The following is a 24,551-nucleotide window of genomic DNA, read 5'->3' as shown; positions in this document are numbered from 1 at the left end:
CGGGGGTGTGACTATTCCCAGTCGTCCCAGGGCGCGTCCGTCTCCTCCGGGTCGAGGGGCGGCTCGTCGTCCCACGGCTCCTGGTGCCCGGTCCGGCCGGGGCCCGCGGGCGCGGCGGGGCCGGCAGGCGGCGCGGCAGGGGCGGCGGGCGGCGCGGGCTGTGCCGGGTCGGCGCCGGTCTCGGCGAGGGTGTCGAGGATCCCCTCGGCGTACTTGGTGAGCTTCGCCTCGCCGACGCCGCTGATGGTGCCGAGCTCCTCGACGGTGGCGGGCAGCCGCGTCGCGATCTCGCGCAGGGTCGCGTCATGGAAGACGACGTACGCCGGTACGCCCTGCTCGCGGGCCGTCGCGGCCCGCCAGGCCCGCAGGGCCTCGAAGACCGGTACCGCGGCCGCCGGCAGGTCGGCCGGGACGCGCGCGCCCTGCTTCCCGGAGCGGGCCCCGGACTCCTTGCGGGTCCGGCCGGCGGCGGGCGCGGCCTCCTTGCGCAGGGGCACGGGCCGGCGGCCGCCCAGCACCTCGCCGCTGGCGTCCGTCAGCACCAGCGTGCCGTAGTCGCCCTCGACCGCCAGCAGGCCCTGCGCGAGCAGCTGCCGTACGATCCCGCGCCATTCGCCGGCGCCCAGGTCGGCGCCGACCCCGAACACCGACAGCGTGTCGTGGTCGAACTGGATGACCTTGGCCGTCTTCTTGCCCTGGAGGATGTCGATGATCTGGCCGGCGCCGAACTTCTGGCGCCGCTCCCGGGCCAGCCGCCACACCGTCGACAGCAGTTTCTGCGCGGCGACCGTGCCGTCCCAGGACTCGGCCGGGGTCAGGCAGGTGTCGCAGTTGCCGCAGGGGCCGGACTCCTGGCCGAAGTAGGCCAGCAGCCGCACGCGGCGGCATTCGACGGTCTCGCACAGGGCGAGCATCGCGTCGAGGTGGGCGGTCAGCGAGCGGCGGTGGGTGTCGTCGCCCTCGGAGCCGTCGATCAGCTTGCGCTGCTGGACCACGTCCTGCAGGCCGTACGCCAGCCAGGCGGTGGCCGGTTCGCCGTCGCGGCCGGCGCGGCCGGTCTCCTGGTAGTAGCCCTCGACGGACTTCGGCAGGTCGAGGTGGGCGACGAAGCGGACGTCGGGCTTGTCGATGCCCATGCCGAAGGCGATGGTGGCGACGACCACGATGCCGTCCTCGCGCAGGAACCGGGCCTGGTTCGCGGCGCGCGTGGCCGCGTCCATGCCCGCGTGGTAGGCGACGGCGTCGATGCCGTGCTCCACGAGGGCGGCGGCGGTCTTCTCCACGGAGGCCCGGGAGAGGCAGTAGACGACGCCGGCTTCCCCCTCGTGCTCGGTGCGGATCAGGTCCAGCAGCTGCTTGACGGGGTTGTTCTTGGCGGCGATCCGGTACTGGATGTTCGGCCGGTCGAAGCTGGCGACGAAGTGCCGCGCGTCCTTCAGGCCGAGGCGGCCGGCGATCTCGGCGTGCGTGGCCGGCGTGGCCGTCGCCGTCAGGGCGATCCGGGGCACCTTGGGCCAGCGCTCGTGCAGCATCGACAGCGCGAGGTAGTCGGGCCGGAAGTCGTGGCCCCACTGGGCGACGCAGTGCGCCTCGTCGATGGCGAAGACGGAGATCTCGGCGCGGTCGAGGAGTCGCTGGGTGCCCTCGGTGCGCAGCCGCTCGGGCGCCAGGTACAGCAGGTCGAGCTCGCCGGCGAGAAGAAGCTGCTCGACGGTGCGCCGCTCGTCGAACCCCTGCGTGGAGTTGAGGAAGCCGGCCCGCACCCCGAGCGCGGTCAGCGCGTCCACCTGGTCCTGCATCAGCGCGATCAGCGGCGAGATCACCACGCCGGTGCCGCCCCTGACGAGGGCCGGGATCTGGTAGCAGAGCGACTTGCCGCCGCCGGTGGGCATCAGCACCAGGGCGTCGCCGCCGCCGGCGACGTGCTCGATGATGTCCTTCTGCTCGCCGCGGAAGGAGTCGTACCCGAAGACGCGGTGAAGCACCTGCAGGGCATCGCTGGTCTCGGGGGACGCGTCCGAAAGGGTCATGTCCGGCAGCCTACCGACCTCCGACGACACCCCGCTCCGCCCTGTGGAAAACCGGGCCCGCCGGACGGTGGCCGCGCGGCCGGTCCGCGGCCGCGGCGGGGCGCCACAGGCGGGCCGCGGCGGCGGCCGAGACGGCGGCGACCGCGCCGAGGCCGGCGACGGCGGCCGTCAGGCCGGCGGTGGCGCCGACCCAGCCGGCCAGCGGGTAGGTCAGCAGCCAGCAGGCGTGGGAGAGGGAGAACTGGGCGGCGAAGGCCTCGGTGCGCCGCTCGGCCGGGACGGTACGGCGGATGAGCCGGCCGGCGGGGGTGAGCACCAGCGAGCCTCCGGCCCCGAACGCCGCCCACGCCGCCAGCAGGGCGGGCCAGCGCCAGCCGCCGGCGCCCGCCGCGGTCAGGGCTCCGGCGGCGGCGAACACCGCGGTCAGGCCGAGGGCGCCGCGCAGCATGACCCTGCGGTCGGGGGCCCGGTCGAGGACGCGGGGCAGGAGCAGGGCCACGGCCATGGAGCCGGCCCCGTAGGCGCCGAGGGCGAGGGCGACGTCCCCGGTGGGGCGGCCCAGGTGGTCGCGGACGTAGACGACGGTGTTGACGGTGACGAGCGCGCCGGCCGCGGCCACGGTGAGGTTGAGCAGCAGCAGGGCGCGCAGCTGCGGGGCGGCGAGGAAGAGCCGTGCACCCGCGGTGGCAGCCGCGTACACCCTCCGCCCGCGCCGGGCCGCACGACGCTCCCCGCCCACGCCGGACCCTGACCCGCCACCCGGCACCCCGGCCCCCGCCCCGCCCGGCGTCCCCGCCATCGCGGCCGGCGGCCCCGGGAGGGCGACCGAGGCGACCAGGACGGCCGAGGCGAGGAAGCCGGCGGCGGTGCCGAGGAAGAGCCGGTTGTAGCCGGTGACGGCGAGCAGGGCGGCGGCCACGGCCGGGCTGAACAGGCTCTCCAGGTCGTAGGCCAGCCGGGACAGCGACAGCGCCCGGGTGTAGTCGCGCTCCTCGGGCAGCACGTCGGGGATCACGGCCTGGAAGGCGGGGGTGAACACGGCGGAGGCGGCCTGCAGCACGAAGACCAGGACGTAGACCTGCCAGACCCGGTCGACGAACGGCAGGGAGAGGGCGACCGCGGCGCGGCCCAGGTCGGCGCCGATCAGGAGGGTGCGGCGCGGGAGCCGGTGGGCGACGGCGCCGACGGCCGGCGCGATGGCGACGTACGCCACCATCTTGATCGCCAGCGCGGTGCCGAGGACCGATCCGGCCCGGGGGCCCGCGATGTCGTAGGCGAGCAGGCCGAGGGCGACGGTGGCCAGGCCGGTGCCGGTCAGGGCGACGGCCTGGGCTGCGAACAGGTGCCGGTAGGTGCGGTTGCGCAGGACGGACAGCATGGCGGCGGCCTTCCGCTCGGCGGGGTCACCCCTCCACCGTATCGTCATGTGCGCAGATGCGCACATGACGAATGGATGCCCGCGCGCCCCCGGCCGCAACCGCGCCGCCCGGCCGCCCGGCCCCGCGCCGCCCGGCCATACGCTGTCCCCATGGCCCTGAGCGATTCCCTGCCACCTGCGACCGTCTCGCACCTGCGCGCCCCCGACGGCGCCCGGCTGGCCGAGGCGGCGTCGGTCTTCGCGCTGCTCTCCGACCCCACGCGCCTGCACCTGCTGTGGCTGCTCGCCCAGGACGAGTCCGACGTCGGCACCCTCGCCGAGCAGTGCGCCGCCTCGCGCACCGCGGTCAGCCAACACCTGGCCAAACTGCGTCTGGCCCAGCTGGTGGAGTCCCGCAAGGAGGGGCGCCACGTCCACTACCGGCTCCGCGACGGCCACCTGCGCCGCCTGGTCCTGGAGGCGCTGAGCCACGCCGACCACCGGGTGAGCGGAGAGGCACCCCACGACTGACGGACTCCGGACTGACGGCCCCCGGACTGACGGACTCCTGACCGACGGCCCCCGGACTGACGGCCCCCGTGGGAGGCTGGGGCCATGCCGTCCCGAGGTGTGGTGCCCGTGGTGCCCGAGCTGGTGCAGCTGACGACCCCGAGGGACGTACCGCCCGCCACCGCACGGCAGCTGGCGGACTGCTGGACGGCCGTGGTCAACGCGGGCGGGGCGGTGATCGCCCCCGAGCTGCCGATGCCGCCCGTGTCCGCGGCCGACGTCGCGCCCGCCGTGGACCGCCTCGTCCGCGCACTCGATCCGCTGCGCTGCCGGATCCTCCTCGCCGTCGACGGCGGAACCCTGTCCGGCTGGCTGGTTCTGCGCCATGACCCGCACCCGCTGGTGGCCCACTGCGGGGTGGTCAACCACCTCCAGACCCTCCCCGGGCTGCGCGGCCGCGGCATCGGCAGCGCCCTGATGACCGGCGTGGCCGACGTCGCCCGCGATGAGCTGGGCCTGGAACGGCTGCAGCTCAGCGCCCGCTCCGGGTGCGGGCTGGAGGAGTTCTACCGGCGGCTGGGCTGGGTGGAGGTGGGCCGGTGGCCGGGTGCGCTGCGTGTGGCGCCCGGGGACGACCGGGACGACGTCCTGATGAGCCTCACCCTCTGAAACGGCCGTACCGATCCGGCCAACCGCCCCCGCGTGCTCCCACGCCCCCTTCAGCTGCGGCAGACGGGGAGCGATGATGGGCGGAGCCGTACGAGTGATCGCGCGGCGGAGCCGTACGAGTGATCGCGGATGCGGGTCCGCATGCGTCGTCGGGGAGGGACGGCCGGGATGAGCGACGCCCCTTTGTACCTGGAACCGCGGCTCACCTCGGGCCCTGCGGCCCTGCTGCGTTCCGGGCGGTTCCTGCACGGCCTGGTGGACGCGCTGGGGTCGCCCCTGAACGTGGTGCTGCCGGACGAGTTCGAGCGCAACGCGGAGGCGTTCGCCGAGGTCCTGCGCCGGCACCGGTTACCCGGGCGGATCTGGTTCGCCCACAAGGCCACCGGCTCCAGCGCCCTGGTCCGCCACGCGGCAGCCACCGGCGCCGGGCTGGACGCCGCCTCCGTGGGGGAGCTCCAGCACGCCCTCGGCGCCGGCTTCACCGGCGACCGCGTCATGGTGACCGGGCCGAAGGACCCCGCCTTCCTGTGGCTCGCCGCCCGCTGCGGGGCCGTCGTGAACGCCGACGGGCCGGGCGAACTCGCCGAGGCGGCCCGGCTGGTGCGCACCCACGGCCTGCCCCGGCTGCGCGTCGTGCTGCGCCTGTCGGAGTTCGGTGCGGCCGGGCCCCGCACCCTGTCCCGGCCCACCCGCTTCGGCACCCCCGAACGGCACCTGGCCCGGCTGCTCGACCTGCTCGACACCCTCCGGGACGCCCTGGAGCCCGTCGGTGTCGGCTACCACCTGGACACCACCAGCGCGGACGAGAAGGCCGTCGCCCTGGAAGGCTGCCTGCGGGCCGTGGACGAGCTGCGGCTGCGGGGCTTCCAGCCCCGGGCGATCGACGTCGGCGGCGGCTTCGGCATCAGCTACCTCGCGCACGCCGGCCAGTGGGAGCGCTGGACGACCGCCCTCACCGAGGCCGTGCTCGGCCGCCGCGGCCCGCTGGCCTGGGGCGGGTACGGGTACGGCCTGCGCGTGGAGAACGGCGTCCTCAGGGGCGCGCCCGCCCTGTACCCCGCGTACCGGCCGGCCGCCGGGGCCGCCTATCTCGACGAGCTGCTCTCCCGGCCGGCGCCGGGGCTGGGGCGGCCGCTGGGCACGCTGCTGCTGGAGAGCCTGTGCGACCTGTACGCCGAGCCGGGCCGCGCCCTCGTCGACCAGTGCGGGCTGACCCTCGGCCGGGTCATGGAGGTCCGCGACGACGCCGGGGGCCCGCCGCGGGTGCGCCTCGCCCTGAACGCGGGCGACGTGGGCCTGGAGGAGCACGGCGTGCTCGTGGACCCGGTCCTCGTCCCCCGCGACGGCGGCGCGGCACCGGTCGACCCGGCCATCGGCGCTGCCGGCGCCGTCGGCGTGCACCTCATGGGCAGCCTCTGCCTGGAGGCCGACCTGATCACCCGCCGGACCGTCTTCCTGCCCCGCCTGCCCCGCCCGGGCGACCTGCTTGCCTTCCCCAACACGGCCGCCTACTGCATGGACTTCACCGCAACCCGGGCCCAACGCCAGCCCGTGGCCCGCAAGGTGGCCGTCAGAGCCGCCGGGGGCGGCACCGCAACCGACGCCGGAGAGGAGGGCGGAGCCTGGCGCTGGTGCCTCGACGAGCAGTACTGGCCGGTCACGGAAACGGGGGCATGAGGCACATGAGGTACGACAGCATCACCGACGCCATCGGCAACACCCCGCTGGTGCGCATCGATCCGGACGTGCACGGACTGCGGAACATCGATCTCTACGCCAAGCTGGAGATGCTCAACCCGTTCGGCTCGCTCAAGGACCGGCCCGCCTGGAACATGGTCCGCGAACGGCTGGCCGGCGCCGCGGCCGGCGACGAGACGGTGGTCGAGCTGTCCAGCGGCAACACCGCGAAGGCCTTGGCCCTGATCGCGGGCCTGCACGGACTGCGGTTCAAGAGCGTCACCAACCGCATGCGCGTCCCGGAGATCAAGGACCTGCTGCTCCTGCTGGGCGCGGAGATCGAGGAGCTGCCCGGGCAGAGCGAGTGCCTGGACCCGACCGACACCGCCGACCCGCTGACCCTCTTCCACCAGCAGCTCGGCGTCCCCGGGAGCGCCCACCTCCACACGGACCAGTACTTCAACCCGCTGAACGCGCAGGCGCACGCGCAGGGCACGGGCCCGGAGATCATCGCCGACCTGGACGGCCGCGCCCCCGACTGGTTCATCGCCTGCGTGGGCACCGCCGGCTCCTCCACCGGCGTCGCCCGGGCGCTGCGCGCGCACGACCCGGCCGTGCGCGTGGTCGGGCTCGTCGGCGCGAAGTCGGACTTCATCCCGGGCATCCGCACCGCCGACGAGGTGCAGGAGGTGGGCCTGTTCGACCCGGCCGCGTACGACGCGATCGAGGCGGTGAGCGCGGACGAGGCCCTCGACGGGATGCTGGTCCTGCTGCGCCGCTGCGGGCTGCTGTCCGGCCCGACCGGCGGGGCCGCCTACCAGGGTGCCGTCCGCCACTTGAAGGCCCTGGACGCCGGGCTGACCGAGCGCCGGACGGCCGTGTTCATCGTGTGCGACCGGGCGGAGAGCTATCTGGGCTACGTCCGGCAGCGGCGGCCCGAGCTGCTGGGCCGACCCGCCGTGCGCAACTCCGCCGCCACCGTCACCGAGGCCGAACTGGCCGCCGTACGCGCGATGGACGTGGCCGAGGCCCGCAAGTGGGCGGAGTCGGGGCAGCCGCTGGTGGTCGACCTGCGCGGGCCGTTCGCGTACGGGGCGCTGCACATCGACGGCTCGGTCAACATCGTGGACGAGCTGTTCGCGGAACTCGTGCGCGGCGGGCTGCCGTTCAGCACGAGCCGGCCGGTGCTGCTGGCCTGCCCGGTCGGCGAGCAGTCGCAGCGGTACGCGGCCCTGCTGACCCGGATGGGGCATCCGGACGTACGCAGCCTCGCGGGCGGCATCATCGCCTGGCGGGACGCGGGCGCCCCGCTGGTGCGCGACTGATGGCCGCCCCGCCGACCCCGCCCACCCCGCCGACCCCGCCCACCCCGCCGGTCCGGCCGACCCCGCCCGCCCGGCCGACCCCGACTGCCCCGCCGGCCCCGCCGGATCCGCGGGCGGAGCTGCGGGAGCTGGCCGCGTGGCAGCGCCCGCTGCGCGCCGGGTTCCCCATCGTGGCCGGGCACCCCGGCCAGGCGTACCTCGACAGTGCCGCGACCGGGCAGAAGCCGCAGGCGGTCCTGGACGCCGTGCACGCCTACCTGACCACCTCCAACGCCAACTCCGCCCGCGGCTCGTACCCGTGGGCGAACGCGACGACGGCGCTGGTGGAGGGCGCCCGCGAGCAGGTGAAGGCGTTCCTCGGGGACCCGGACCCGGGGCGCTCCTCGGTGCACTTCACCAGCGGGGCCTCGGAGGGGCTGCGGACGGTCGCCCGGGACTGGCTGCCGGAGCTGCTCGCCGACGGCGACGAGATCGTCGTCCCCTTCGGCGACCACCGGGCCAACCTCGACCCCTGGCTGGAGGCGCGGGACCTGCTGGCCGCGCGCGGGGTGCGGATCACCGTACGGGAGCTGCCCTGCCAGGCGGGGTCCGGGGACTACGACCCGGCGGCCCTGGCCGCCCTCACGGGCCCGCGCACGCGGTTCGTGGCCGCGACGCACGTCCACCACGTGTACGGCGCCGACATGAACCTGCACCGCGTCCGCGAGGCGGTCGGGCCGCGGGTGCCGATCTGCCTGGACGCCGCCCAGAGCGTCGGCCACCAGCCGGTCTCCCTCGCCGAACTGGACGTGGACTTCCTGGTGTTCTCCGGGCACAAGGCGCTCGCGCTGCCGGGCACCGGTGCGGTGTGGGCGCGGGGCGCGCGCGGCCCGGCGTTCCGCCCCGGCGGCTGGCCGGGCACGCCCAACACGGCGGGCATCGCGAGCCTTTCGGCCGCTCTGGACTGGCTCCGGGCGGCGGATGTGGGGCGGATCGCGCGGTGGACGACGGCGCTGGCGGCGGTGCTGACCGACGGGCTGGACCGGCTGCCCGCGTACGAGGTCCTCGGCTGCCGGACCAGCCTGGCGGCCGGGTCCCCCGTGCAGCGGCGCGGCAGCATCGTGACCTTCCGGCACCACGGGATCGGCTCGCAGGACCTGGGGTTCATCCTGTACAGCCACGGGTTCATGGTGCGTTCCGACGAGCACTGCCAGGCCGGGCGAAGTGTACGGGACGGATCGGTGCGTGTGAGCCTGCACGTGTACAACACGCTCGAAGAGATGGAGGAGTTGCTGACGGTGCTCGCCAACCTGCAATGATTTTCACTATGGGTATGAGCGCAGTGACGGCCGCGCGCTGGGTGGAGCGCTGGGAGTGCCAGCAGCAGCGGTACGCGGTGGACCGCGAGGAGCGGTTCACGGTCATCGCGGACGTGGTCGAGCACATCACGCACACCGCGTCCGGCCGCCGCCTCCTCCTCGACCTGGGCAGCGGCCCGGGCACGCTCGCCGCGCGCCTGGCCGACCGGCTGCCCGGTTCCGAGGTCCTGGCCGTCGACGCGGACCCGCTGCTGCTGGAGCTGGGCCGGGCGCACTTCGGGGAGCGCCTGCGGTACGTGCGGGCCCTGATCGGCGCGCCCGGCTGGCTCGACGCGCTCGGCCTCGACCGGCCGGTGGACGCGGCCGTCTCCACGACGGCACTGCACTACCTGGACCGGACCACCCTGGGCGGGGTGTACCGGGAGCTGGCCGAACGGCTGCGCCCGGGCGGGGTGTTCGTCAACGGCGACCACATCGCGCCGGACGACGCGCCGCTGCGCGCCCTCGCGCAGGACATCGGCCGCCGCCACAGCGAGCGCAGCCTGGCCTTCACCCACGAGGACTGGTCGTCCTGGTGGTCGGGGGCTGCGGCCGACCCGGAGCTCGCCCCGCTGCTGTCCTCCCCCGACGCCGGCGGGCACCCGCCCTGCGCCGCCGACGACCTGCCGGTGTCGGTCCATGCCGCGCTGCTGCGCCGGGCCGGCTTCCGGCACGTGGGCACGGTCTGGCAGTACGGCAGCAGCCGCGTCCTGGCCGCCGTGCGCTGACCTGCGGGCGGGGCGCGGTCAGGCGGGCCGGAGCAGGTCCGCTGCTCCGCCCCGGGTTACCGCCGTGACGGGGATGCCGGCCCGGTCGATGAGGCTGGCCGCGATGACGGCCCGGCGGCCGCTGCCGCACACCGTCCAGATCTCCCGGTCGCGGGGCAACTCCCCGAGCCGCCGCGGGAGTTCGGACAGCGGCACGGCGAGGGCGCCGGGGATGCCGCCGTCGGGGCGGTCGGGGCGGACGTCCAGGATGCGCCGCCCGGCGAGGTGTCCGGCGAGTTCGGCGGCGTCGGCGGTGCGGAAGGACCGCAGGGGGCGGCCGGCGGCGGCCCAGGCGTCGACGCCTCCCGCCAGGTGCCCGGCAATGTTGTCGTAGCCGATCCGCAGGAGCTGGCGGACCGCCTCGCGGCCCGCCTCCCCGGCCGGTTCGGGCAGGACGAGGACCAGGCGGGTGCCGAACGGCACGACCTCGGCGACCAGGCTCGCGAACCGGTCGTCGAGTTCCTCGCAGATCGAGCCGGGCAGGTGCCCGGCGGCGAAGGAGGCGCGGTCGCGGCCGTCGACGATCTGTGCGCCGCCCCCGGCGAGCCCTTCGACCGCGGCGGGGGTGAGCGGCCGCAGCGCGGGCAGGCCGCCCAGGACGGGCGGGCCGGACCGGTTCACCGGGGCCATGTGGTGGTAGTACGCCGGGTACGGCGGCAGGCCCGCCATCCGCCCGCTGACGAACTCCTCCTCGTCGGCGGCGGTGAGCGCCGGGTTGGTGCGCCGCTCCGCGCCCAGGGTGGTGGTCCGGTCGGCCGCCGCCGGGCCGGCGGAGCAGGAGCTGCCGGCGCCGTGCGTGGGCAGGATGCGGGTGGTGTCGGGCAGCAGGGCGAGCCGGCGCAGCGAGCGGTACTGGGCGCGGGCCAGCTCCTCGGTGTGGTCGGGGCCGGAGAGGTCGGTGCGGCCGGCGGTGCCGACGAGCAGGCTGCCGCCGGTGAAGACGGCCGCGGGGTGGTCCGGGCGGGAGGCGTCGAGGACGAGGTAGGAGGTGTGTTCGGCGGTGTGGCCCGGCGTCTCCAGGGCCCGCAGCGTCGTGTCCCCGACCGTGATCTCGTCGCCGTCGGCCAGTCCGAGGTGGTCGAAGGCGTACGGGGCCCGGGCGGGGCCCGCCACGGTGGCGCCGGTCGCGGCGCGGACCTCCAGGGATCCGGAGACGTAGTCGTTGTGGACGTGGGTCTCCAGCGCGTACCGGATCCGCACGCCGCGGCCGGCGCAGGACTCCATCAGCTCCCAGCTGTCGCGCTGCGGGTCGACCAGGGCGGCTTCGTCCCCGCTCACGAGGAGGTAGCTCGTGTCGCCGAGCGAGGCGGTGGTCATGATCTCGATCTCGGTCATCGGGTCACCGGGTCCTTCAGACGACGACCACGTCCACGCGGGCGACGGGGTTGCAGCCGTAGCCGTGGGCGTTCCAGGGGGCGGCGTCCGGCTGGGTGTCGCCGCGGGCGTCGGTCGCGCGGGACAGCAGCCGGTAGGGGCCGGGCCGGTCGGGTGTCCACCGGTACGACCAGGGGGTCCAGGCGTAGCGGCCGGCCGGGGCTTCGAGGCGGGCGTGGTGCCAGCCCGCGCCGGGGCCCCGGGCTCCCGCATCCCCGCCGGAGCCCCCGCCGTGGGGGTTTTCGGCGTCGACGTCGTCCCCGGCGTACTCCGTCCGCACCACCACCCGGCGCACGGGCACGCCGCCGCCCGACCAGGCCCGCCCCTGCACCAGCACCTCGTGGCCGCGGCGCAGGTCCGCGTCCGGTTCGGGGGCGGTGATCAGCGATTTGACCCGGACGGTCGTGACGGGCCCCTCGGGGGTGCCGCGGGAGTCGGTGTACAGGTACTCCTCGGCCTGGAAGACGCCGGTGAACGGCTCGGTCACGGCGCGGGCGGCGACCAGCCACTTCACGTCGGCGACCGCGTACCGGCCGGGGACCACCAGGCGGACCGGCGCCCCGTGCTCGGGGGTGAGCGGCTCGCCGTTCATGTGCGTGGCGAGCAGGGTGTCGGGGTGGAGGGCCACGTCGAGGGGGAGGCTGCGTGCGAAGGCGGTGGGGCGGCCGTGCACGGTGCCGGAGTCGGCTCCGGTGAAGACGATCTCGACGCTGCGCGGGTCGAAGCGGGCCCGGGCGGCCACCAGCACGAACGGCACCCCGGCCACGCGGGTGCAGCCGACCGCCCGCTGGTCCCATGGGAGGCCGGGCGGGCGGGGGGTCATCAGGGCGCGGCCGTTGCCCGCACACTCCATGACGACGTCGTGCTCGCGGCGCTCCAGGGTGAGCAGGTCCGCGTAGCCGAGGGTGAAGGGCGCGGCCGCGGCACCGCCGAGGTGCAGCTGCCAGCGGTCGGGCGCGGTCTCGGGGATGCCGAAGTGGTCGCGGACGAACAGGGCGGCCACGGGTGTCACCGGCTCGGCCAGCGCGGCCGCCGGCGTCTGGGCGTTGTACGGGTCGGACGTCACCGTCTCGGGAGCCCAGCCGGTGGCACCGGACCCGAGCGGAATGGGCCATGCCGTCATCGCGGAACCTCCGTCGGGCCGCTGACCTGACACGACGCGGATCCCCTTCAGTTTACGTCCGGGGACGTCGACGGAAAATTCCGGCAAAACCCTTGACTCGGAGCAATAGAGGAGGAAAGTAGTCCTTACACCGGAATACCAGAAAGAGCCACTCCGCCTCCCGAAGACGTTCGGGAGCCCGCGTGACACTTGTCCAGGCTCTGGCCAGGCCCCCGGCAGAGACTGCCGACCAGAGGATTCGACGGCGACGACCGACGACCCTCAGGATCGGCAAGGCTGCCGGGGACTGCTGTGTGTGGGGGCTGCTGCGTGTCAGGGGTTCTGCTGCGGGGCCGTGAAGGTGGTGAAGGCGCTGCGCTTGGGGAGGCGGAAGGCCTCGCGGCCGGTGACGGCGTTGAGGATCGTGGCGTTGCGCACCGCCCCGATGTCCAGGTTCGGCGCGGAGACCCCGTGGCTGTGCACTTCGGCGTTGGCGACGAAGATGCGTCCCCCGATGCCCCCGATGCCCCCGACGCCCTCGATGCCCTCGATTCCGTCGGCGAGCTCCACGGAGTGGTCGGCGCGGACCCGGTAGCGGCCGCGGCCGTCCCGCAGCAGCAGGTGCTCGACGGGGTCGAGGAAGGTCGGCGGGCGGTTGCGGTAGCCGGTGGCGGCCACCACGAGGTCGGTGGTGTGCTCGAAGACCGCCCCGGTGTCGCGGTGCCGGCAGGCGAGCACCGCCCGGCCCGCCGCGTCGACGCCGGCGGACTCCACGGTGATGCCGAAGCGCAGTTCCACGTCGGCGAGGCCGTGCTCCAGCTGGCGCCGGTACAGCAGTTCGTGGATCTGGTCGAGGGTGTCGGTGGAGATGCCCTTGTAGAACTGCCACTGCTCGCCGGCGAGCCGGTCCCGTACGTGCTCCGGCAGGGTGTGGAAGTACTGCATGTACGCCGGGGTGGTCATCTCCAGGACCATCTTGGTGTAGTCCAGCGGCGCGAAGGACGGGGTCCGGGTCAGCCAGGCCGCCGCCGGGCCGCCCTCCACGTTGCGGCCCAGCAGGTCGACCATGACCTCGGCGCCCGACTGGCCGGAGCCGACCACGGTGACCTTGCCGGCGTCCTGCACCTCGGCCCCCCGGTACAGGTACTCCGAGGTGTGCAGCAGCCGCTCCCGCGGCAGGCCGGCCAGTGCCTCGGGCACGTGGGGTGCGGTGCCGATGCCGAGGACGAGGTTGCGGGCGGCGAGGCGCAGCCGGGTGCCGTCGCCGCGCACCGCGTGCACGGCGAAGTGCTCGGGGCCGGGCTCCCAGCGGACCTCCTCGACGCGGTGGGAGAAGCGGACGGAGGGCAGGCGGGCGGCGGCCCAGCGCAGGTAGTCCTCGTACTCCCGGCGGGAGGGGAAGAAGTTCTCCCGCACGGTGAAGGTGTAGAGCCGGTCCATGTCGTGGAGGTAGTGCAGGAACGACAGGGGGTGGCCGGGGGCGACGAGGGTGACGAGGTCGGCGAGGAAGTTCACCTGCATCGAGGCGTCCGCGAACATCATCCCGCGGTGCCAGGTGAATTCGGGCTGTTCCTCCAGGACCAGCAGGTCGAGGCCGTCGACGGCCTGGGCGAGGGCGGCGAGGCCCAGGTTGAAGGGGCCGCAGCCGATGGCGATCACATCGTGTCCGGTCATCGGGGCAGGTCCTCCTCGCGGCGCGGGTGGCAGAGCAGGACGGCCGTCTTCTCGGGCAGGGTGATCTCCCGGATGCGGCGGTAGCCGGCGGCGCCGAACGCCCGGAGGGAGGCCGTGTTGGCCGCGTCGGGCTCGGCGACCACCCGGGGGCAGGCCGGGTCGGCGGCGAGCAGCCCCTCGGCGAGGGCGCGCAGCAGGGTCCGGCCCAGGCCCTTGCCGGTGCGGGCCTCTTCGCCGACGGCGATGTGCACGCCCAGGTCGCGGGGGTGGTAGGCGTAGTGCTCGGTCAGCCGGTCGCGGAGCACCCGGTACACCTCGATGTAGGCCACGGGTTCGCCGTCGAGCGCGACGAGCACGGGCCGGACGGCGACGCCCGCGAGGTGTCCGGCGATCTCCTCGTGCCAGCGTTCGCGCGGCCAGGCCTGGTGCCAGAAGGCGTCGATGTGCGGGGACTGCATCCAGCCGTGGACCAGGTCGAGGTCGGCTCCGCCGGCCCGGGCGGTGCGGGCCGACCAGGGGCCGGGCAGCAGGGGCAGCGGGGGTCCGGGGACGGCGGCGCCCGGCCGGTCCGTTTCCGGCGGCAGCGGGTGGGCGGACGTCATACGGCGGCCTCCTGCAGCGGGTTGGGGGCGTCGAGGTAGACGGACTGGGCGTCGAGGGGGGCGAGGACCTCGTCGATGCCGTGCAGCCGGGTCAGCAGGTTGGCCTTGCCGGGCAGGGTGCCGGCGGTCAGCCAGCGGCGCGCCAGCCGGTCGCCGTCCGGGCCGGCGGCGGCGAGGGCGGGCAGGGCGGCCCGCAGCCGGTCGGCGAGCACGGCCAGGAGGTCGCGTTCGGCGGCGAGTCCGTCGACGGCGAGGCAGCCGACGACCGACAGGGCCTGGTTGCGCAGGAGGTAGTAGGAGAGGCGGTCGTCGACGAGGGCGTCGTTGACGACGGCGAGGGTGGAGGAGTCGGAGCCGGTCCGCTTGAGGACGTCCGGCAGGTGGGAGGCGGCCAGGTAGTAGCCCTGGTTGTCGCGGAAGGCGCCGCCGGTGACCCGGCCCTGTGCGTCCAGCCGGACCAGGGTGTTCTGCTGGTGGGCCTCCAGGCCGATGCCGGTGGCCGCGTACAGGTGGAGCATGGGGACGAGGACCCGGTCGGCGTAGTCGGCCGTCCACTGCTCGGCGGCGCCGGGGCCCTGCCCGGCCACCAGCCCGCCGAGCGTGCTGCGGCCGAGGCCGGGGCGGGGGGCGACCAGGCCGACGAGGCAGCGCAGGTCGGCGATGCCGTGCGGGACCTCCCGGACGGCGACGTCGAGGCCGGTCACCTCCGGGCCCTCAGGGCGGCCGGGTTCGTCGACGGCGATCCAGGCCGGGTCGCGGGTGACGGTGAATCCGGGGTGGGCGAGGAAGGTGCTGTCGGCGTGGCCGGCGTCGAGCAGCCGGTTGACCTCCGGGCCGCGGCGCAGTTCCGTACGGGTGGATTCGCGGCGGGAGTTGGTCAGCCGCAGCCCGAGGGAGAGCTTCAGCATCACCTCGGCGCCGGGCCGGTACACGGTGCGCAGGCTGGACGTCGGCCACCAGACGGGGCCGAGCTCGCCGAGCGGTTCGAGTGCGCCGGAGGCCACGAGGGCGGCGATGCGCGGGCGGTGCAGCAGGTCGCGGGCCTGCCAGGGGTGGGCGGGGATCAGGACCCGGCCGTCGGCGAGGGGCTCCCCGGCGAGGTCGGCGAGGAGGGCGGCGGTGTCCCGGCCGGCCAGGGACGGCGCCCCCTCGACGGCGTCGTGGGAGAGCACCGACGGGTCGGCGGCGAACCAGTGCAGCCGGAAGGAGCCGCGCAGCTCGGGCGAGAAGGCGGCGGTGTCGTGGTCGGAGATGCCGTCGCGGCTCTTGGGGGCGGGGTGGTTCAGGTGGCCGAGGAGGAGGGCCTGTTCGGAGTCGAGGAAGCCGTCCGTGCCGGGCGGCGGGTTGGGGTGGGCGCGGCGGTCGGCGAGGAACGCGGTGACGCGGCGCACGGATTCGGCGGTGCGCTCGACCAGGTCGGCCGCCTCGCCCGGGGGGACCCCGCCGGGGCGGGCGCCGCCCCGTACGGCGGCCTCGGCGGCGAGCAGGGCGACGGCCGTCACCGGGTCGGCGGGGTTGCCGAGGAGGCCGCCGGGGCCTTCGAGGCGTACGGGGGCGAAGCGGTGCCAGCCGGTGGGCGAGCGGTGGGTGACCTCGGTGACGAGGGCCAGTCCCGCGGTGGGCAGCTCGACCCGCAGCGGGCCGGGGCGGACGGGGGTGGCGGTCTCCAGGAGCCAGCAGCGCAGCAGGGCCTCGGCGTGGGCGTGCTCGGCGGCGGTCCGGGCGTCGGCGGCGTGCAGCGGGTCGGGGGCGGGCGGGGGGCCGTCCGGTGGGGTGGGGGTTGCGGCCGCGGCGGTGGTCGTCATGCGGCGGTCTCCTCCGTCAGTCGTTCACAGGTGCGTCCGGCGTCGAGGACGGTGTCCACGAGGTCGTCGATGTCGTCGGCGGTGGCGGCGGGGTTGAGCAGGGTGAACTTCAGGCACACCCGGTGCGGGGCGCCCGGTTCGCCGGCCGGGGCCTCGGTGCGGCCGATGAGGGCGCTGCCGGACTGGAGCAGGCGGCGGCGGACGGCGCCGTTGAGGGCGTCGGCGTCCGCCGGGTCCGCGCCGCCCCGGTAGCGGAACACCACAGTGGTCAGCTCGGCCGGGGAGACCAGTTCCAGTTCGGGCTCGGCGAGGATGCGCCGTTCGGCGTGCCGGGCCAGGTCGTGGCAGGTGTCGACCATGCGGCCGAGGCCGGTGCGCCCGTACGCCAGGAGGGTGGCGGCGGCCTTGACCGCGTCGGGGCGCCGGGTGGTCTGGAGGCTGCGCCCGAGCAGCCCGTCGTAGCCGGCCTCGGTGTCGTCGGCCGGGTTGAGGTAGGCGACCTCGCGGTCGAACGCGGTGAAGGCTCTGCCGTCCGCGACCAGCAGGGCACTGGCGGCGGCGGGCTGCCAGCCGAGTTTGTGCAGGTCGAGGGTGACGGAGTCGGCGAGGTCCAGTCCGGTGAGCCGGTCGGCGAGGCGGTCGGAGAACAGGGCGCCGAAGCCGTACGCGGCGTCGACGTGGGTCCACATGCCGTGGTCGGCCGCGATCTCCGCGATCCGGGCGAGCGGGTCGACGGAGCCGAAGTCGGTGGTCCCGGCGGTGGCGACGACGGCGACCGGGGTCTGGCCTGGGCTCAGGGAGGCCAGCGCGGCGGCGAGGGCCTCGGGCCGCATGCGCCGGTGCTCGTCGGCGGGGACGGTGCGGACGGCCGCCTCGCCGAGTCCGAGGGTGGCGCAGGCGCGGTGGGTGGAGAAGTGGGCGTACTCGGAGCAGAAGACCACCGGTGCGGGGAGGGCCGCGACGCCCTGTTCGCGGACGTCGATGCCGAGGCGGAGGGCGGCCGCGTCGCGGGCGAGGAGCAGTCCCATCAGGTTGGAGAGGGAGCCGCCGGGGGTGAGGACGCCGTCGGCGCCGTCGCCGAGTCCCGCCAGGCCGGTGAGGGCCGCGATCAGCCAGCGTTCGACGGCGATGGCCGCCGGGCCGGAGTCGTAGGTGTCGAGGGAGGCGTTGCCGGCGCTCGCGAGGGTGTCCGCGGCGATCGCGACGGCGAGCGGCGGGGGCTGGAGGTGGGCGGCGGCGCGGGGGTGGGCCAGGTCGAGGCCCTGTTCGACGAGGACGGCGGTGAGCCGCTGGAGGGCGGCCTTGGCGCCGAGCCCCTCGTCGGGGAGGCGGGGCGGTCCGAGTGCCTCGGCGGCCGCGGCGAGGACGTCGGCGGGGGTGCCGGCGGGGACGGGGCCGGCCGGGCGGCGGGCGGCCGCCACGGTGTCGATGATCTCGCCGAGCAGGCCGTGGACCTCGCCGAGCCCGTCGAGGCCGAGGGCGGGGGACGGCGGTGCGGGCCGGGGCCGGGGCGGTACTGCGGTCAGCGGTAGCACGCTCTGGCCTCCTCAGTCGGCAGCAAGTGGGCTGGGGTGGGTGCCGTTCGGGTACAGCGCGTGGCGCAGGGCCCGGTCGCCGTAGCGGGTGACGACGATCCGGTCGCGGTTCAGGCCGTACCGGGGGATCTCGGGGGTGAGCAGGTCGTATTCGGCGAACCGGTCGGACAGTTCGGGGAAGCGCTTGTGGAAGTCGAGGATGGTCTGCCGGACCAGCCGCCAGAAGGTCCGCTCGGGTACGCCGAGCTGGTCGGCGCAGAGCGGTGCGAGGTAGCGGAAGTGGCCGACGAAGACCTGGTCGACGACGTGCTGGCGGATGACCGAGGGGTGCTTGCGCGGCAGGAGGTGGTCGTGGCCGTCGGGCTCCGGGCCGCGTTCGGGCACGTCCGTGAAGGAGACGCAGACGTCGTCGACGAAGTCCTTCAGGTAGAGGCGGGCCGGGACGTCGTTGTCGTCGTAGCCGATGAGGGTGTTCTGGCCGTGCGGGTTGAAGGTGATCCCGTAGCGGTAGAGGACGTGGAGGATCGGCACGAGCAGGGTGTCGAACAGGCGGCGCAGCCAGTCCTGCGGGTCGAGGCCCGAGGCGCGTACGAGTTCCGCGGTGAACGCGCGGCCGGTGTGGTCGGTGTGCAGCAGGGAGGCGAAGGTGCGGACGCGTTCGTCCGGGTCCTTGCGCGCGGACACCGATTCGCGCCAGATGCAGCCGAGGGTCTCCAGGTACTGGTAGGGCGCCCCGTCGAGCCGGGAGAGGTAGGGGTGGTGGACGGTCACCGAGGCGACCTCGCCGAGGAAGACGGTGCGGCATTCCTCCGTCAGGAACGGGTCGCGCTCGACCAGTCCGCGCAGCCACTGGGTGACGACGGGGGCCCCGGCGGTGCAGTGCGGCGGGATGCCGCGCCAGACGAGGGTGTTGAGGATCTTCAGGGGGAGTTTGACGTCGTACCGCTCGGGGGTGGTGACGTTGGCCATCGTGCGGATCGACTGGCCCGGGAGGTACGCGTCGGGGCTCTCACCGAGCGGGACGATGCGGCGCTGCGCGATGTCGGCGGCGTGCAGGACCTGGACGGCGTGGTCCCACTGCCAGGGGTGCACGGGCAGCCACACATAGGCCGCGGGGTCGACCCCGGCGCGCTCCAGGACGGCGGTGAACCGGCCTTGCGTCTCCTCGTCCAGCTCCCGGGCGAGGATCTCGCGTTCGGACAGCTCGGAGGTGCCGCGGAACTCGGCGAGGCCGCGGTGCACGGCCACCCAGTGGAGCTTCAGCGGCTGCGCGGACTCGGGGGCGTAGCGGCGTACGTCGGTGGCGGAGAAGCCGATCCGGCCCTTGTTGGCGACGAGCAGGTTGTGGCCGGTCATCCGGCATTCCAGCTCGGTGTGGCCGAGGGCGCGCAGTTCGGCCGCGGTCTCGCCGCCGTGGGTGAGGCGGGCGGCGTCGACGGCGAGGGTGGCGGAGAGCTCGGTGAGGTAGGTGGCGACGGTCGAGGGGTCGCTGTCGATCGTCGTGGCCGCCTCGATGAGGAACTGCTGGGGGTCCCAGGCGGGTTGGGCGATGGAGTTGCCGAGCATGCCGGTGGCGGTGCGGGTGATCGAGTCCGGGTCGACGCGCAGCCAGCCGTAGGCGCCCGGTTCGGCGCGGAAGGCGTAGGTCGTGCCGCTCGCGAGGTCGACGCGGTAGCCGTCGCCGGTGTCGACCGCCTTGAGCATGTCCTCGAAGCACCATTCGCCGAGGGCTTTGGCGAGGAGGCGGCGGCCGGCTTCCCGCCAGGCCGCCGGGGAGACGTCCGGCAGGTCCGGCACGGGATGGTCGGGGGGCAGGGGCATCTGGCAGCTCCTGTATCCGTCTTGTGGCGCCCGGAGGCGATCCGTCCAGGCGAAGCCAGATTAGGGAAGGCTTACCTAAGTCGCAATCACAACTTTCGGCCATACTGGGACAGATGACATTCCATCGGGAATGCACTTAGGTTAGGCTTACCAATCCGCATGCCCGTTCCAGGGTCTACGCGCTCGGGGTGAATCAGTGGCACCTTCCCGCAGTGGCTCTCCGCGATGGACGTTCGCTCTGGTCAGCGCAGGCGGCGTGATGATGACGCTGGACGTCACGGTGGTGAACGTCGCGCTCGCCGATATCGCCGGCTCCCTGGACGTCGGCCTCGCCCGCGTGCAGTGGACGGTCTCCGCCTACTCCCTCGCCTTCGGAGCCCTCCTGCTCACCGCGGGCGCGCTCTCCGACCGCATCGGGCGCAAGACCGTGTTCATGGCCGGAATGGCACTGTTCACGGTCGCCTCGGCCGCATGCGGGCTCGCGCCGGACGCGGGCACGCTCATCGCGGCGCGCGCCGCCCAGGGGCTGGGCGGCTCCCTGGTGTTCGCGCCCAGCCTCGCCCTGCTCGCCGCCGCGTACGAGGGCGCCCGCCGGCAGGCCGCCATCGCCGCGTTCGCCGCCGTCGCCTCGGCGGCCGGCGCCCTCGGACCGGTCGTCGGCGGCCTCTTCGTGAGCGGGCCCGGCTGGCGCTGGATCTTCCTCGTCAACGTGCCGATCGGGGTCCTGGCCGTGGCCGGGGCGCTCGCCCGGATGCCCGGAGCGCAGGCACCGCCCGCCGCGGGGGCCGCCCGGCGCCGGGTCGACCCCCTCGGCGCGGTGCTCGCCGTGGCCGCCCTCCTCGCCCTGCACTACCCGCTGACCGTGGGGCCGGAAGCGGGCTGGACCTCGCCGCGCGTCCTGCTGCCGGCGGCCGCCGGGATCGTCCTCACCGCCGCCCTGGTGGCCGTCCAGCGCCGCGGGGACGGCCTGATCGACCTGGCCCTGCTGCGCATCCGGGCGCTCTCCGGAGCCGCCGTACTCGGGTTCCTCGCCCGGATGTCCAGCCTGGGCGTGCTGGCCTTCACCACCCTGTGGCTGCAGAGCACGCACGCCTACTCCCCCCTGGAGGTCGGGCTGCACCTGATCCCGCTGACGGGCAGTCTGCTGCTGGCCGGCCTGTTCGTGGCCCGGCTCCAGCGGGCGTTCCCCCCGCACGCCCTCGTCGCGGGCGGCTTCGCGCTCCAGGGGCTGGGCCTGCTGGCGCTGGCCGCCGCCGCGTCCGGGGCCGCTTCCGGAGCCGCCGGGAGCGCCGCGGGCGCCGGGCCGGCCGGCCCCGGCGGGGCCGCCACAGCGGCCGGGCTGGTGCTGCTCGGCATCGGAGGAGCCGTCATCTTCCCGCCGCTGATGGGCGTCGCGGTGGGCGCCGTGCCCGAGGACCGGGCGGGCCTGGCCTCCGGGCTGACCAACGCCTGCTACCCGCTGGGCACCGCGACCGGCGTCGCCGCCTTCGGCGCCCTGTTCGCCGCCCGCCTCGACGCCGGGCTGGGCGGGGGGCTCGGCGGGGAGCTCGGCGCCGCCGCCGACGGGCCGGTGCGGGACGCCGTCGGCACCGGCCGCCTCGAACTCCTCGACCCCGTGCTCCGGCCCCTCGCCCGGTCCGCGTTCTCCGGCGCCTACACGGCCGTCTGCCTGGCCTCGGCCGCCGTCTGCCTGATCGGCGTCCTCGCCGCCCGTACGCTCCGGGACGGCGCGGCCGGGGCCGGGACCGCCGGCGGCCCGGCCGGGAAGCCCGCCCCGGCCGCCCGTACGGCTCAGACGTCCTGAGTCCGGCGCAGCAGCCACACCAGGTACGGGGCGCCCACCAGCGCGGTCACCACGCCTACCGGGATCTCGGTCGGCGCCAGCAGCCAGCGCCCCAGCGCGTCCGAGCAGACCACCAGCAGCGCGCCCAGCAGCGCGGCCATGGGCACCATCCGCGCGGTGTGGCCGCCGACCAGACGGCGCGCCAGGTGCGGGGCGACCAGCCCGACGAAGCCGACCGCGCCGACGGCGGCGGCCGTGCCGGCGGCCAGCACCGCGCCCGCGCCGAGGACGAGCAGCCGGGCACGGCCCAGTTCCAGGCCGAGGGCGCGCGGCAGCTCCTCCCCCAGGGCGAGCAGGTCCACCGGCCGGGCCGCGACGACCAGCGCCACCGCGACCAGCACGGGCAGGGCCAGCCAGCCGAGCGCCGAGAGGTCGCGGCCGTAGGTGCTGCCGGAGAGCCAGCCGAGGGCGGCCGAGATGTTCATCTGGGCGCCCACGACCATGATGTTGACCAGGGCCATGGCGGTGGCGGCGGCCCCGAGGCCGACCAGCACCACCCGGGTCGGGTCCAGTCCGCGGCGGCCCCCGCCCGTACTCCCCCGGGCCACGAGGACGACGACGACCAGCATCAGCAGGCCGCCGGCGGCCGCGGCGGCCGGCAGCGCGGCGGCGGGCGCGGACGGGACGGCCAGGATGACGGTGACGGCGCCCAGGGAGGCTCCCGCGGTCACGCCGACGAGTCCCGGCTCGGCCAGCGGGTTGCGTACGACGGCCTGCACGGCCGCACCGGCCACGGCCAGGCAGGCGCCGGCCACGGCGGCCACCAGGACGCGCGGCAGCCGGTAGCCGACCACCGCCTCGGTGATCTGCTCGGCCGAACCGGAGAGCAGCGCGCCGAGCTGCCCCCAGCCGATCTCCACGTCGCCCAGGCGCAGCGACACCGCGACGGCCGCGGCCAACACGATCAGCCCGGCGCCGAGCACGGCGGCGAAGCCGGGGGCGCGCCGCCGGTCGGAGACGGCGACGGCCGCCCCGGTGTCCGCGTCGCCGGTGCTGATCCGGCGTGCCAGGGCCATGAAGACCGGGCCGCCGATCAGGGCGGTGACCACGCCGACCGGGATCTCCGCGGGCTGGGTGGCGGACGGGGGTGCGATCAGCTGGGCGGCGGCGTCCGCCGCGAGGACCAGGGCCGCGGCGAGCAGGGCCGCGGTCGGGATGAGTTCGGCGTGCTTGCGCAGGCCCAGCTGGCGTGCGGCGACGGGGGCTATGAGCCCGACGAAGCCGATCGGCCCGGCGAGCGAGACCGCGGCGGCGGAGAGCAGCACGGCGACGAGGAAGGCGGCGGGCCGGATCCGCTCCACGCGGACGCCCATCGCCTGGGCCGTCTCGTCGCCGAGGGCGAGCAGGTCCAGCGGGCGGGCCAGGAGCGGGGCGCACACGGCGCCGGCGAGGACCAGGGCGCCGAGGGTGAGCGGCCGTTCCAGCCCGGACTGCATCAGGGTGCCGTTGCCCCAGAAGAACAGTCCCCGCGTCGCCTGCACGTCGAGCATCTGCAGGAACTCCGCCGCCGCGGTGCCGGCGAGGGCGACGGTGGCCCCGGCGAGGAGCACCCGGCCGGGGGTCATGACGCCGCCGCTGGTGAGCAGGTGGACCACGGCGACGGCGAGGAGCCCGCCGAGGAACGCGGCGCCCCCGGCGGGCAGCGGGCCCAGGCTCACTCCGGTGAACGCCACCAGCACGACGGCGAGGTAGGCGCCGGCGTTGACGCCGAGGGTGTCGGGCGCGGCGAGCGGGTTGCGGGTCGCGCCCTGGACGAGGACGCCGGAGACGCCCAGCGCCACGCCGACGACCAGCCCGGTCAGGGTGCGGGGCAGCCGGCTGCCGAGCAGGATGTCGGCGGTCCGGGCGTCGCCGCGCCCCAGGACCAGGTCCGCGATGTCGGAGAGCCCCACACCGGACGCGCCCTGCCCGAGGTGGACCAGGGCGACCAGGCACAGGAGCAGCGCCAGGGCGCCGCAGGTGAGCAGGGCGCGCGTGCGGCCCCCGGCGGGCCGGCGCGCCGCCGGCCGGGGGCCGGCGGCTGCCGTCAGGGTGTCCTGGGCCATCAGACCTTCAGGGCCTTGCCGGTCTCGTCGAGGATGTGCAGCGCCGAGAGGGGGCCGCCGAAGAGCCAGGTGCCGGGGTCGAGCGGGACGGCCTTGTCGTTCCTGACGAAGTCGAGGCCCTTCCACACGGCGTTGGCGGCGAGGGCCCCGGTGAACGGGTTGTCCTTCTCGGCGGCGACGTACAGGAAGGTGGAGTCGCCCTCCACCTTGGTCAGGCCCTCGACGCCGACCGTGGTCATGCCCCAGGCGTCGGGCTCGCCCTTCCAGCCGTTCTTCAGGCCGGCGAGGTTCAGCACCTGCGGGGCGATGGCGTCGTCGGTGAGCATGCGGACGGTGGCGGTGCCGTTGGCGGTGAACCCCTGCCCGACCGCGTACTTCAGCCCGCCCTTGCCCGCCTTGTCGAGGCGGGCCTTGAGGTCGGCGGCCCGGGCGTCGATCTGCCCGGTGACCTCGGCGGCCTTGTCCTGCTTGCCGACGGCCCTGGCCAGCTCGGCGAAGTTCTTCTTCATCGTCTGGAGCTGCGGCTTGGCGGTGTACGTGAACGACACCACCGGGGCGATCTCCTGGAGCTGCTTCAGGTTCGCCTTGGAGCGGTCGTTGTCGATCACGATGAGGTCCGGCTGGAGCGCCCGGATCTTCTCCAGGCTCGGCTCGTTGCGGGTGCCGACGTCGGTGACGTCCTGGGGCAGGGCGGCCCCCTTCGCGGTGATCCAGGTGCCGTAGCCCTTGTTATCGGCGTTCCCGACCGGGGTGACGCCGAGCGCGACCAGCTCCTCGGTGTACGTCCATTCCAGCGCGACGACCTTGGTGGCGGGTTTGGCCAGGGTGACCTTGCCCTGGGCGGTGTCGAGGACGATGGCGGCGCCCGCGGGCGCGTCCCCGCTCTTCTTGGGGTCCGCGGTCTCGCCGACCGTGCCGGACCCGCAGGCGACCGCGGTCAGCATCAGCGCCAGGGCGGCACCCGCCGTCTTCAGGGCGCGCGGCATCCTCTGCATGGCGAATCTCTCCTAAGGGGTTGGGTGGTGCGGTCGGACAGCCCCGACGCACCGGGTCGGCGGCGCGGCCCCGGACGGCCGGA

At 75.2% G+C, this 24,551-nt stretch carries 18 protein-coding genes; 7 read left to right on the top strand and 11 right to left on the bottom strand.

Translation table 11 applies throughout. The features are described 5' to 3' along the window. Positions 1-11: 11 nt before the first annotated feature. Positions 12-2,030 carry a DNA helicase RecQ gene (gene recQ / locus ACIQUT_RS02200; protein WP_403558269.1) on the bottom strand — a complete coding sequence of 673 codons (2,019 nt, stop codon included), beginning with the start codon at positions 2,028-2,030 and terminating at the stop codon, positions 12-14. Positions 2,031-2,040: 10 nt separating this feature from the next. After that, on the bottom strand, positions 2,041-3,408 hold the full coding sequence (locus ACIQUT_RS02195) for an MFS transporter (protein ID WP_403559288.1): 1,368 nt from the start codon (positions 3,406-3,408) through the stop codon (positions 2,041-2,043). Between the two features lie 150 nt (positions 3,409-3,558). Between ACIQUT_RS02195 and ACIQUT_RS02190 the strand changes: the two genes are divergently transcribed. The 6 genes from ACIQUT_RS02190 (at position 3,559) to ACIQUT_RS02165 (ending at position 9,633) form a co-directional block, all read left to right on the top strand. Beyond that, the gene (locus tag ACIQUT_RS02190) at positions 3,559-3,918 is read left to right on the top strand and encodes an ArsR/SmtB family transcription factor (RefSeq protein WP_403558267.1); all 360 of its coding nucleotides are present in this window, start codon (positions 3,559-3,561) and stop codon (positions 3,916-3,918) included. An 84-nt stretch (positions 3,919-4,002) separates the two neighbouring features. Continuing rightward, positions 4,003-4,566 carry a GNAT family N-acetyltransferase gene (locus ACIQUT_RS02185; protein ID WP_403558265.1) on the top strand — a complete coding sequence of 188 codons (564 nt, stop codon included), beginning with the start codon at positions 4,003-4,005 and terminating at the stop codon, positions 4,564-4,566. Between the two features lie 168 nt (positions 4,567-4,734). Next, the gene (locus tag ACIQUT_RS02180) at positions 4,735-6,243 is read left to right on the top strand and encodes a Y4yA family PLP-dependent enzyme (protein WP_403558263.1); all 1,509 of its coding nucleotides are present in this window, start codon (positions 4,735-4,737) and stop codon (positions 6,241-6,243) included. A 5-nt stretch (positions 6,244-6,248) separates the two neighbouring features. After that, positions 6,249-7,568, top strand: coding sequence for a pyridoxal-phosphate dependent enzyme (locus ACIQUT_RS02175; protein WP_403559285.1), 1,320 nt, complete (start codon positions 6,249-6,251; stop codon positions 7,566-7,568). Next, complete coding sequence (locus ACIQUT_RS02170; RefSeq protein WP_403558262.1) at positions 7,568-8,866, top strand: aminotransferase class V-fold PLP-dependent enzyme; 1,299 nt, start codon at positions 7,568-7,570, stop codon at positions 8,864-8,866. Before ACIQUT_RS02175 ends, ACIQUT_RS02170 begins: the two co-directional genes overlap by 1 nt. Before the next feature lie 8 nt (positions 8,867-8,874). Continuing rightward, complete coding sequence (locus tag ACIQUT_RS02165; RefSeq protein ID WP_403558260.1) at positions 8,875-9,633, top strand: class I SAM-dependent methyltransferase; 759 nt, start codon at positions 8,875-8,877, stop codon at positions 9,631-9,633. Between the two features lie 18 nt (positions 9,634-9,651). On the opposite strand, the gene ACIQUT_RS02160 is transcribed toward ACIQUT_RS02165, so the two are convergent. The 7 genes from ACIQUT_RS02160 to ACIQUT_RS02130 form a co-directional block, all read right to left on the bottom strand. Beyond that, positions 9,652-11,007: a rhodanese-like domain-containing protein gene (locus ACIQUT_RS02160; protein ID WP_403558258.1), complete on the bottom strand. Its 1,356-nt coding sequence runs from the start codon at positions 11,005-11,007 to the stop codon at positions 9,652-9,654. 16 nt (positions 11,008-11,023) lie between these two features. Next, positions 11,024-12,169: a molybdopterin-dependent oxidoreductase gene (locus tag ACIQUT_RS02155; RefSeq protein WP_403558256.1), complete on the bottom strand. Its 1,146-nt coding sequence runs from the start codon at positions 12,167-12,169 to the stop codon at positions 11,024-11,026. A 312-nt stretch (positions 12,170-12,481) separates the two neighbouring features. Beyond that, a complete protein-coding gene (locus tag ACIQUT_RS02150) occupies positions 12,482-13,822 on the bottom strand; it encodes a lysine N(6)-hydroxylase/L-ornithine N(5)-oxygenase family protein (RefSeq protein WP_403558254.1) in 1,341 nt (446 codons plus the stop codon). Beyond that, positions 13,819-14,424 carry a GNAT family N-acetyltransferase gene (locus ACIQUT_RS02145; RefSeq protein ID WP_403558252.1) on the bottom strand — a complete coding sequence of 202 codons (606 nt, stop codon included), beginning with the start codon at positions 14,422-14,424 and terminating at the stop codon, positions 13,819-13,821. Before ACIQUT_RS02145 ends, ACIQUT_RS02150 begins: the two co-directional genes overlap by 4 nt. Further along, on the bottom strand, positions 14,421-16,229 hold the full coding sequence (locus ACIQUT_RS02140) for an IucA/IucC family protein (RefSeq protein ID WP_403558251.1): 1,809 nt from the start codon (positions 16,227-16,229) through the stop codon (positions 14,421-14,423). The genes ACIQUT_RS02145 and ACIQUT_RS02140 overlap by 4 nt, the downstream gene beginning before the upstream one ends. Continuing rightward, positions 16,226-17,764 (bottom strand): pyridoxal phosphate-dependent decarboxylase family protein, encoded by a 1,539-nt coding sequence (locus ACIQUT_RS02135; RefSeq protein ID WP_403558250.1) that lies wholly within the window; start codon positions 17,762-17,764, stop codon positions 16,226-16,228. The genes ACIQUT_RS02140 and ACIQUT_RS02135 overlap by 4 nt, the downstream gene beginning before the upstream one ends. 12 nt (positions 17,765-17,776) lie before the next feature. After that, positions 17,777-19,585, bottom strand: a complete 1,809-nt coding sequence (locus tag ACIQUT_RS02130; protein WP_403558248.1) for an IucA/IucC family protein — start codon at positions 19,583-19,585, stop codon at positions 17,777-17,779. A gap of 259 nt (positions 19,586-19,844) precedes the next feature. Here ACIQUT_RS02130 and ACIQUT_RS02125 point away from each other — a divergent pair, with 259 nt between their 5' ends. After that, positions 19,845-21,389, top strand: a complete 1,545-nt coding sequence (locus ACIQUT_RS02125) for an MFS transporter (protein WP_403558246.1) — start codon at positions 19,845-19,847, stop codon at positions 21,387-21,389. On the opposite strand, the gene ACIQUT_RS02120 is transcribed toward ACIQUT_RS02125, so the two are convergent. Together ACIQUT_RS02120 and ACIQUT_RS02115 are read right to left on the bottom strand one after the other, a co-directional pair. Then, positions 21,377-23,473 carry an iron ABC transporter permease gene (locus ACIQUT_RS02120; protein WP_403558244.1) on the bottom strand — a complete coding sequence of 699 codons (2,097 nt, stop codon included), beginning with the start codon at positions 23,471-23,473 and terminating at the stop codon, positions 21,377-21,379. The two genes, ACIQUT_RS02125 and ACIQUT_RS02120, sit on opposite strands and share 13 nt — an antisense overlap. Further along, positions 23,473-24,468 (bottom strand): ABC transporter substrate-binding protein, encoded by a 996-nt coding sequence (locus ACIQUT_RS02115; RefSeq protein ID WP_403558242.1) that lies wholly within the window; start codon positions 24,466-24,468, stop codon positions 23,473-23,475. The genes ACIQUT_RS02120 and ACIQUT_RS02115 overlap by 1 nt, the downstream gene beginning before the upstream one ends. Between the last annotated feature and the right edge of the window lie 83 nt (positions 24,469-24,551).

It is taken from the genome of Streptomyces sp. NPDC090445, from assembly GCF_044769385.1.
Classification (GTDB): domain Bacteria; phylum Actinomycetota; class Actinomycetes; order Streptomycetales; family Streptomycetaceae; genus Streptomyces.
The sequence above is the reverse complement of the archived record's forward strand: the minus strand, read 5'-3'. Positions and strand labels throughout refer to the sequence as shown.

Bases quoted from the DNA above. Each gene is read 5' to 3' on its own strand.
- ACIQUT_RS02120 (WP_403558244.1), bottom strand. From the start codon at position 23,473: ATGGCCCAGGACACCCTGACGGCAGCCGCCGGCCCCCGGCCGGCGGCG.
- ACIQUT_RS02140 (WP_403558251.1), bottom strand. From the start codon at position 16,229: ATGACGACCACCGCCGCGGCCGCAACCCCCACCCCACCGGACGGCCCC.
- ACIQUT_RS02180 (WP_403558263.1), top strand. From the start codon at position 4,735: ATGAGCGACGCCCCTTTGTACCTGGAACCGCGGCTCACCTCGGGCCCT.
- ACIQUT_RS02125 (WP_403558246.1), top strand. From the start codon at position 19,845: ATGATGACGCTGGACGTCACGGTGGTGAACGTCGCGCTCGCCGATATC.
- ACIQUT_RS02160 (WP_403558258.1), bottom strand. From the start codon at position 11,007: ATGACCGAGATCGAGATCATGACCACCGCCTCGCTCGGCGACACGAGC.
- ACIQUT_RS02175 (WP_403559285.1), top strand. From the start codon at position 6,249: ATGAGGTACGACAGCATCACCGACGCCATCGGCAACACCCCGCTGGTG.
- ACIQUT_RS02185 (WP_403558265.1), top strand. From the start codon at position 4,003: ATGCCGTCCCGAGGTGTGGTGCCCGTGGTGCCCGAGCTGGTGCAGCTG.
- recQ (WP_403558269.1), bottom strand. From the start codon at position 2,030: ATGACCCTTTCGGACGCGTCCCCCGAGACCAGCGATGCCCTGCAGGTG.
- ACIQUT_RS02190 (WP_403558267.1), top strand. From the start codon at position 3,559: ATGGCCCTGAGCGATTCCCTGCCACCTGCGACCGTCTCGCACCTGCGC.
- ACIQUT_RS02165 (WP_403558260.1), top strand. From the start codon at position 8,875: ATGGGTATGAGCGCAGTGACGGCCGCGCGCTGGGTGGAGCGCTGGGAG.
- ACIQUT_RS02195 (WP_403559288.1), bottom strand. From the start codon at position 3,408: ATGCTGTCCGTCCTGCGCAACCGCACCTACCGGCACCTGTTCGCAGCC.
- ACIQUT_RS02170 (WP_403558262.1), top strand. From the start codon at position 7,568: ATGGCCGCCCCGCCGACCCCGCCCACCCCGCCGACCCCGCCCACCCCG.
- ACIQUT_RS02115 (WP_403558242.1), bottom strand. From the start codon at position 24,468: ATGCAGAGGATGCCGCGCGCCCTGAAGACGGCGGGTGCCGCCCTGGCG.
- ACIQUT_RS02130 (WP_403558248.1), bottom strand. From the start codon at position 19,585: ATGCCCCTGCCCCCCGACCATCCCGTGCCGGACCTGCCGGACGTCTCC.
- ACIQUT_RS02145 (WP_403558252.1), bottom strand. From the start codon at position 14,424: ATGACGTCCGCCCACCCGCTGCCGCCGGAAACGGACCGGCCGGGCGCC.
- ACIQUT_RS02150 (WP_403558254.1), bottom strand. From the start codon at position 13,822: ATGACCGGACACGATGTGATCGCCATCGGCTGCGGCCCCTTCAACCTG.
- ACIQUT_RS02155 (WP_403558256.1), bottom strand. From the start codon at position 12,169: ATGACGGCATGGCCCATTCCGCTCGGGTCCGGTGCCACCGGCTGGGCT.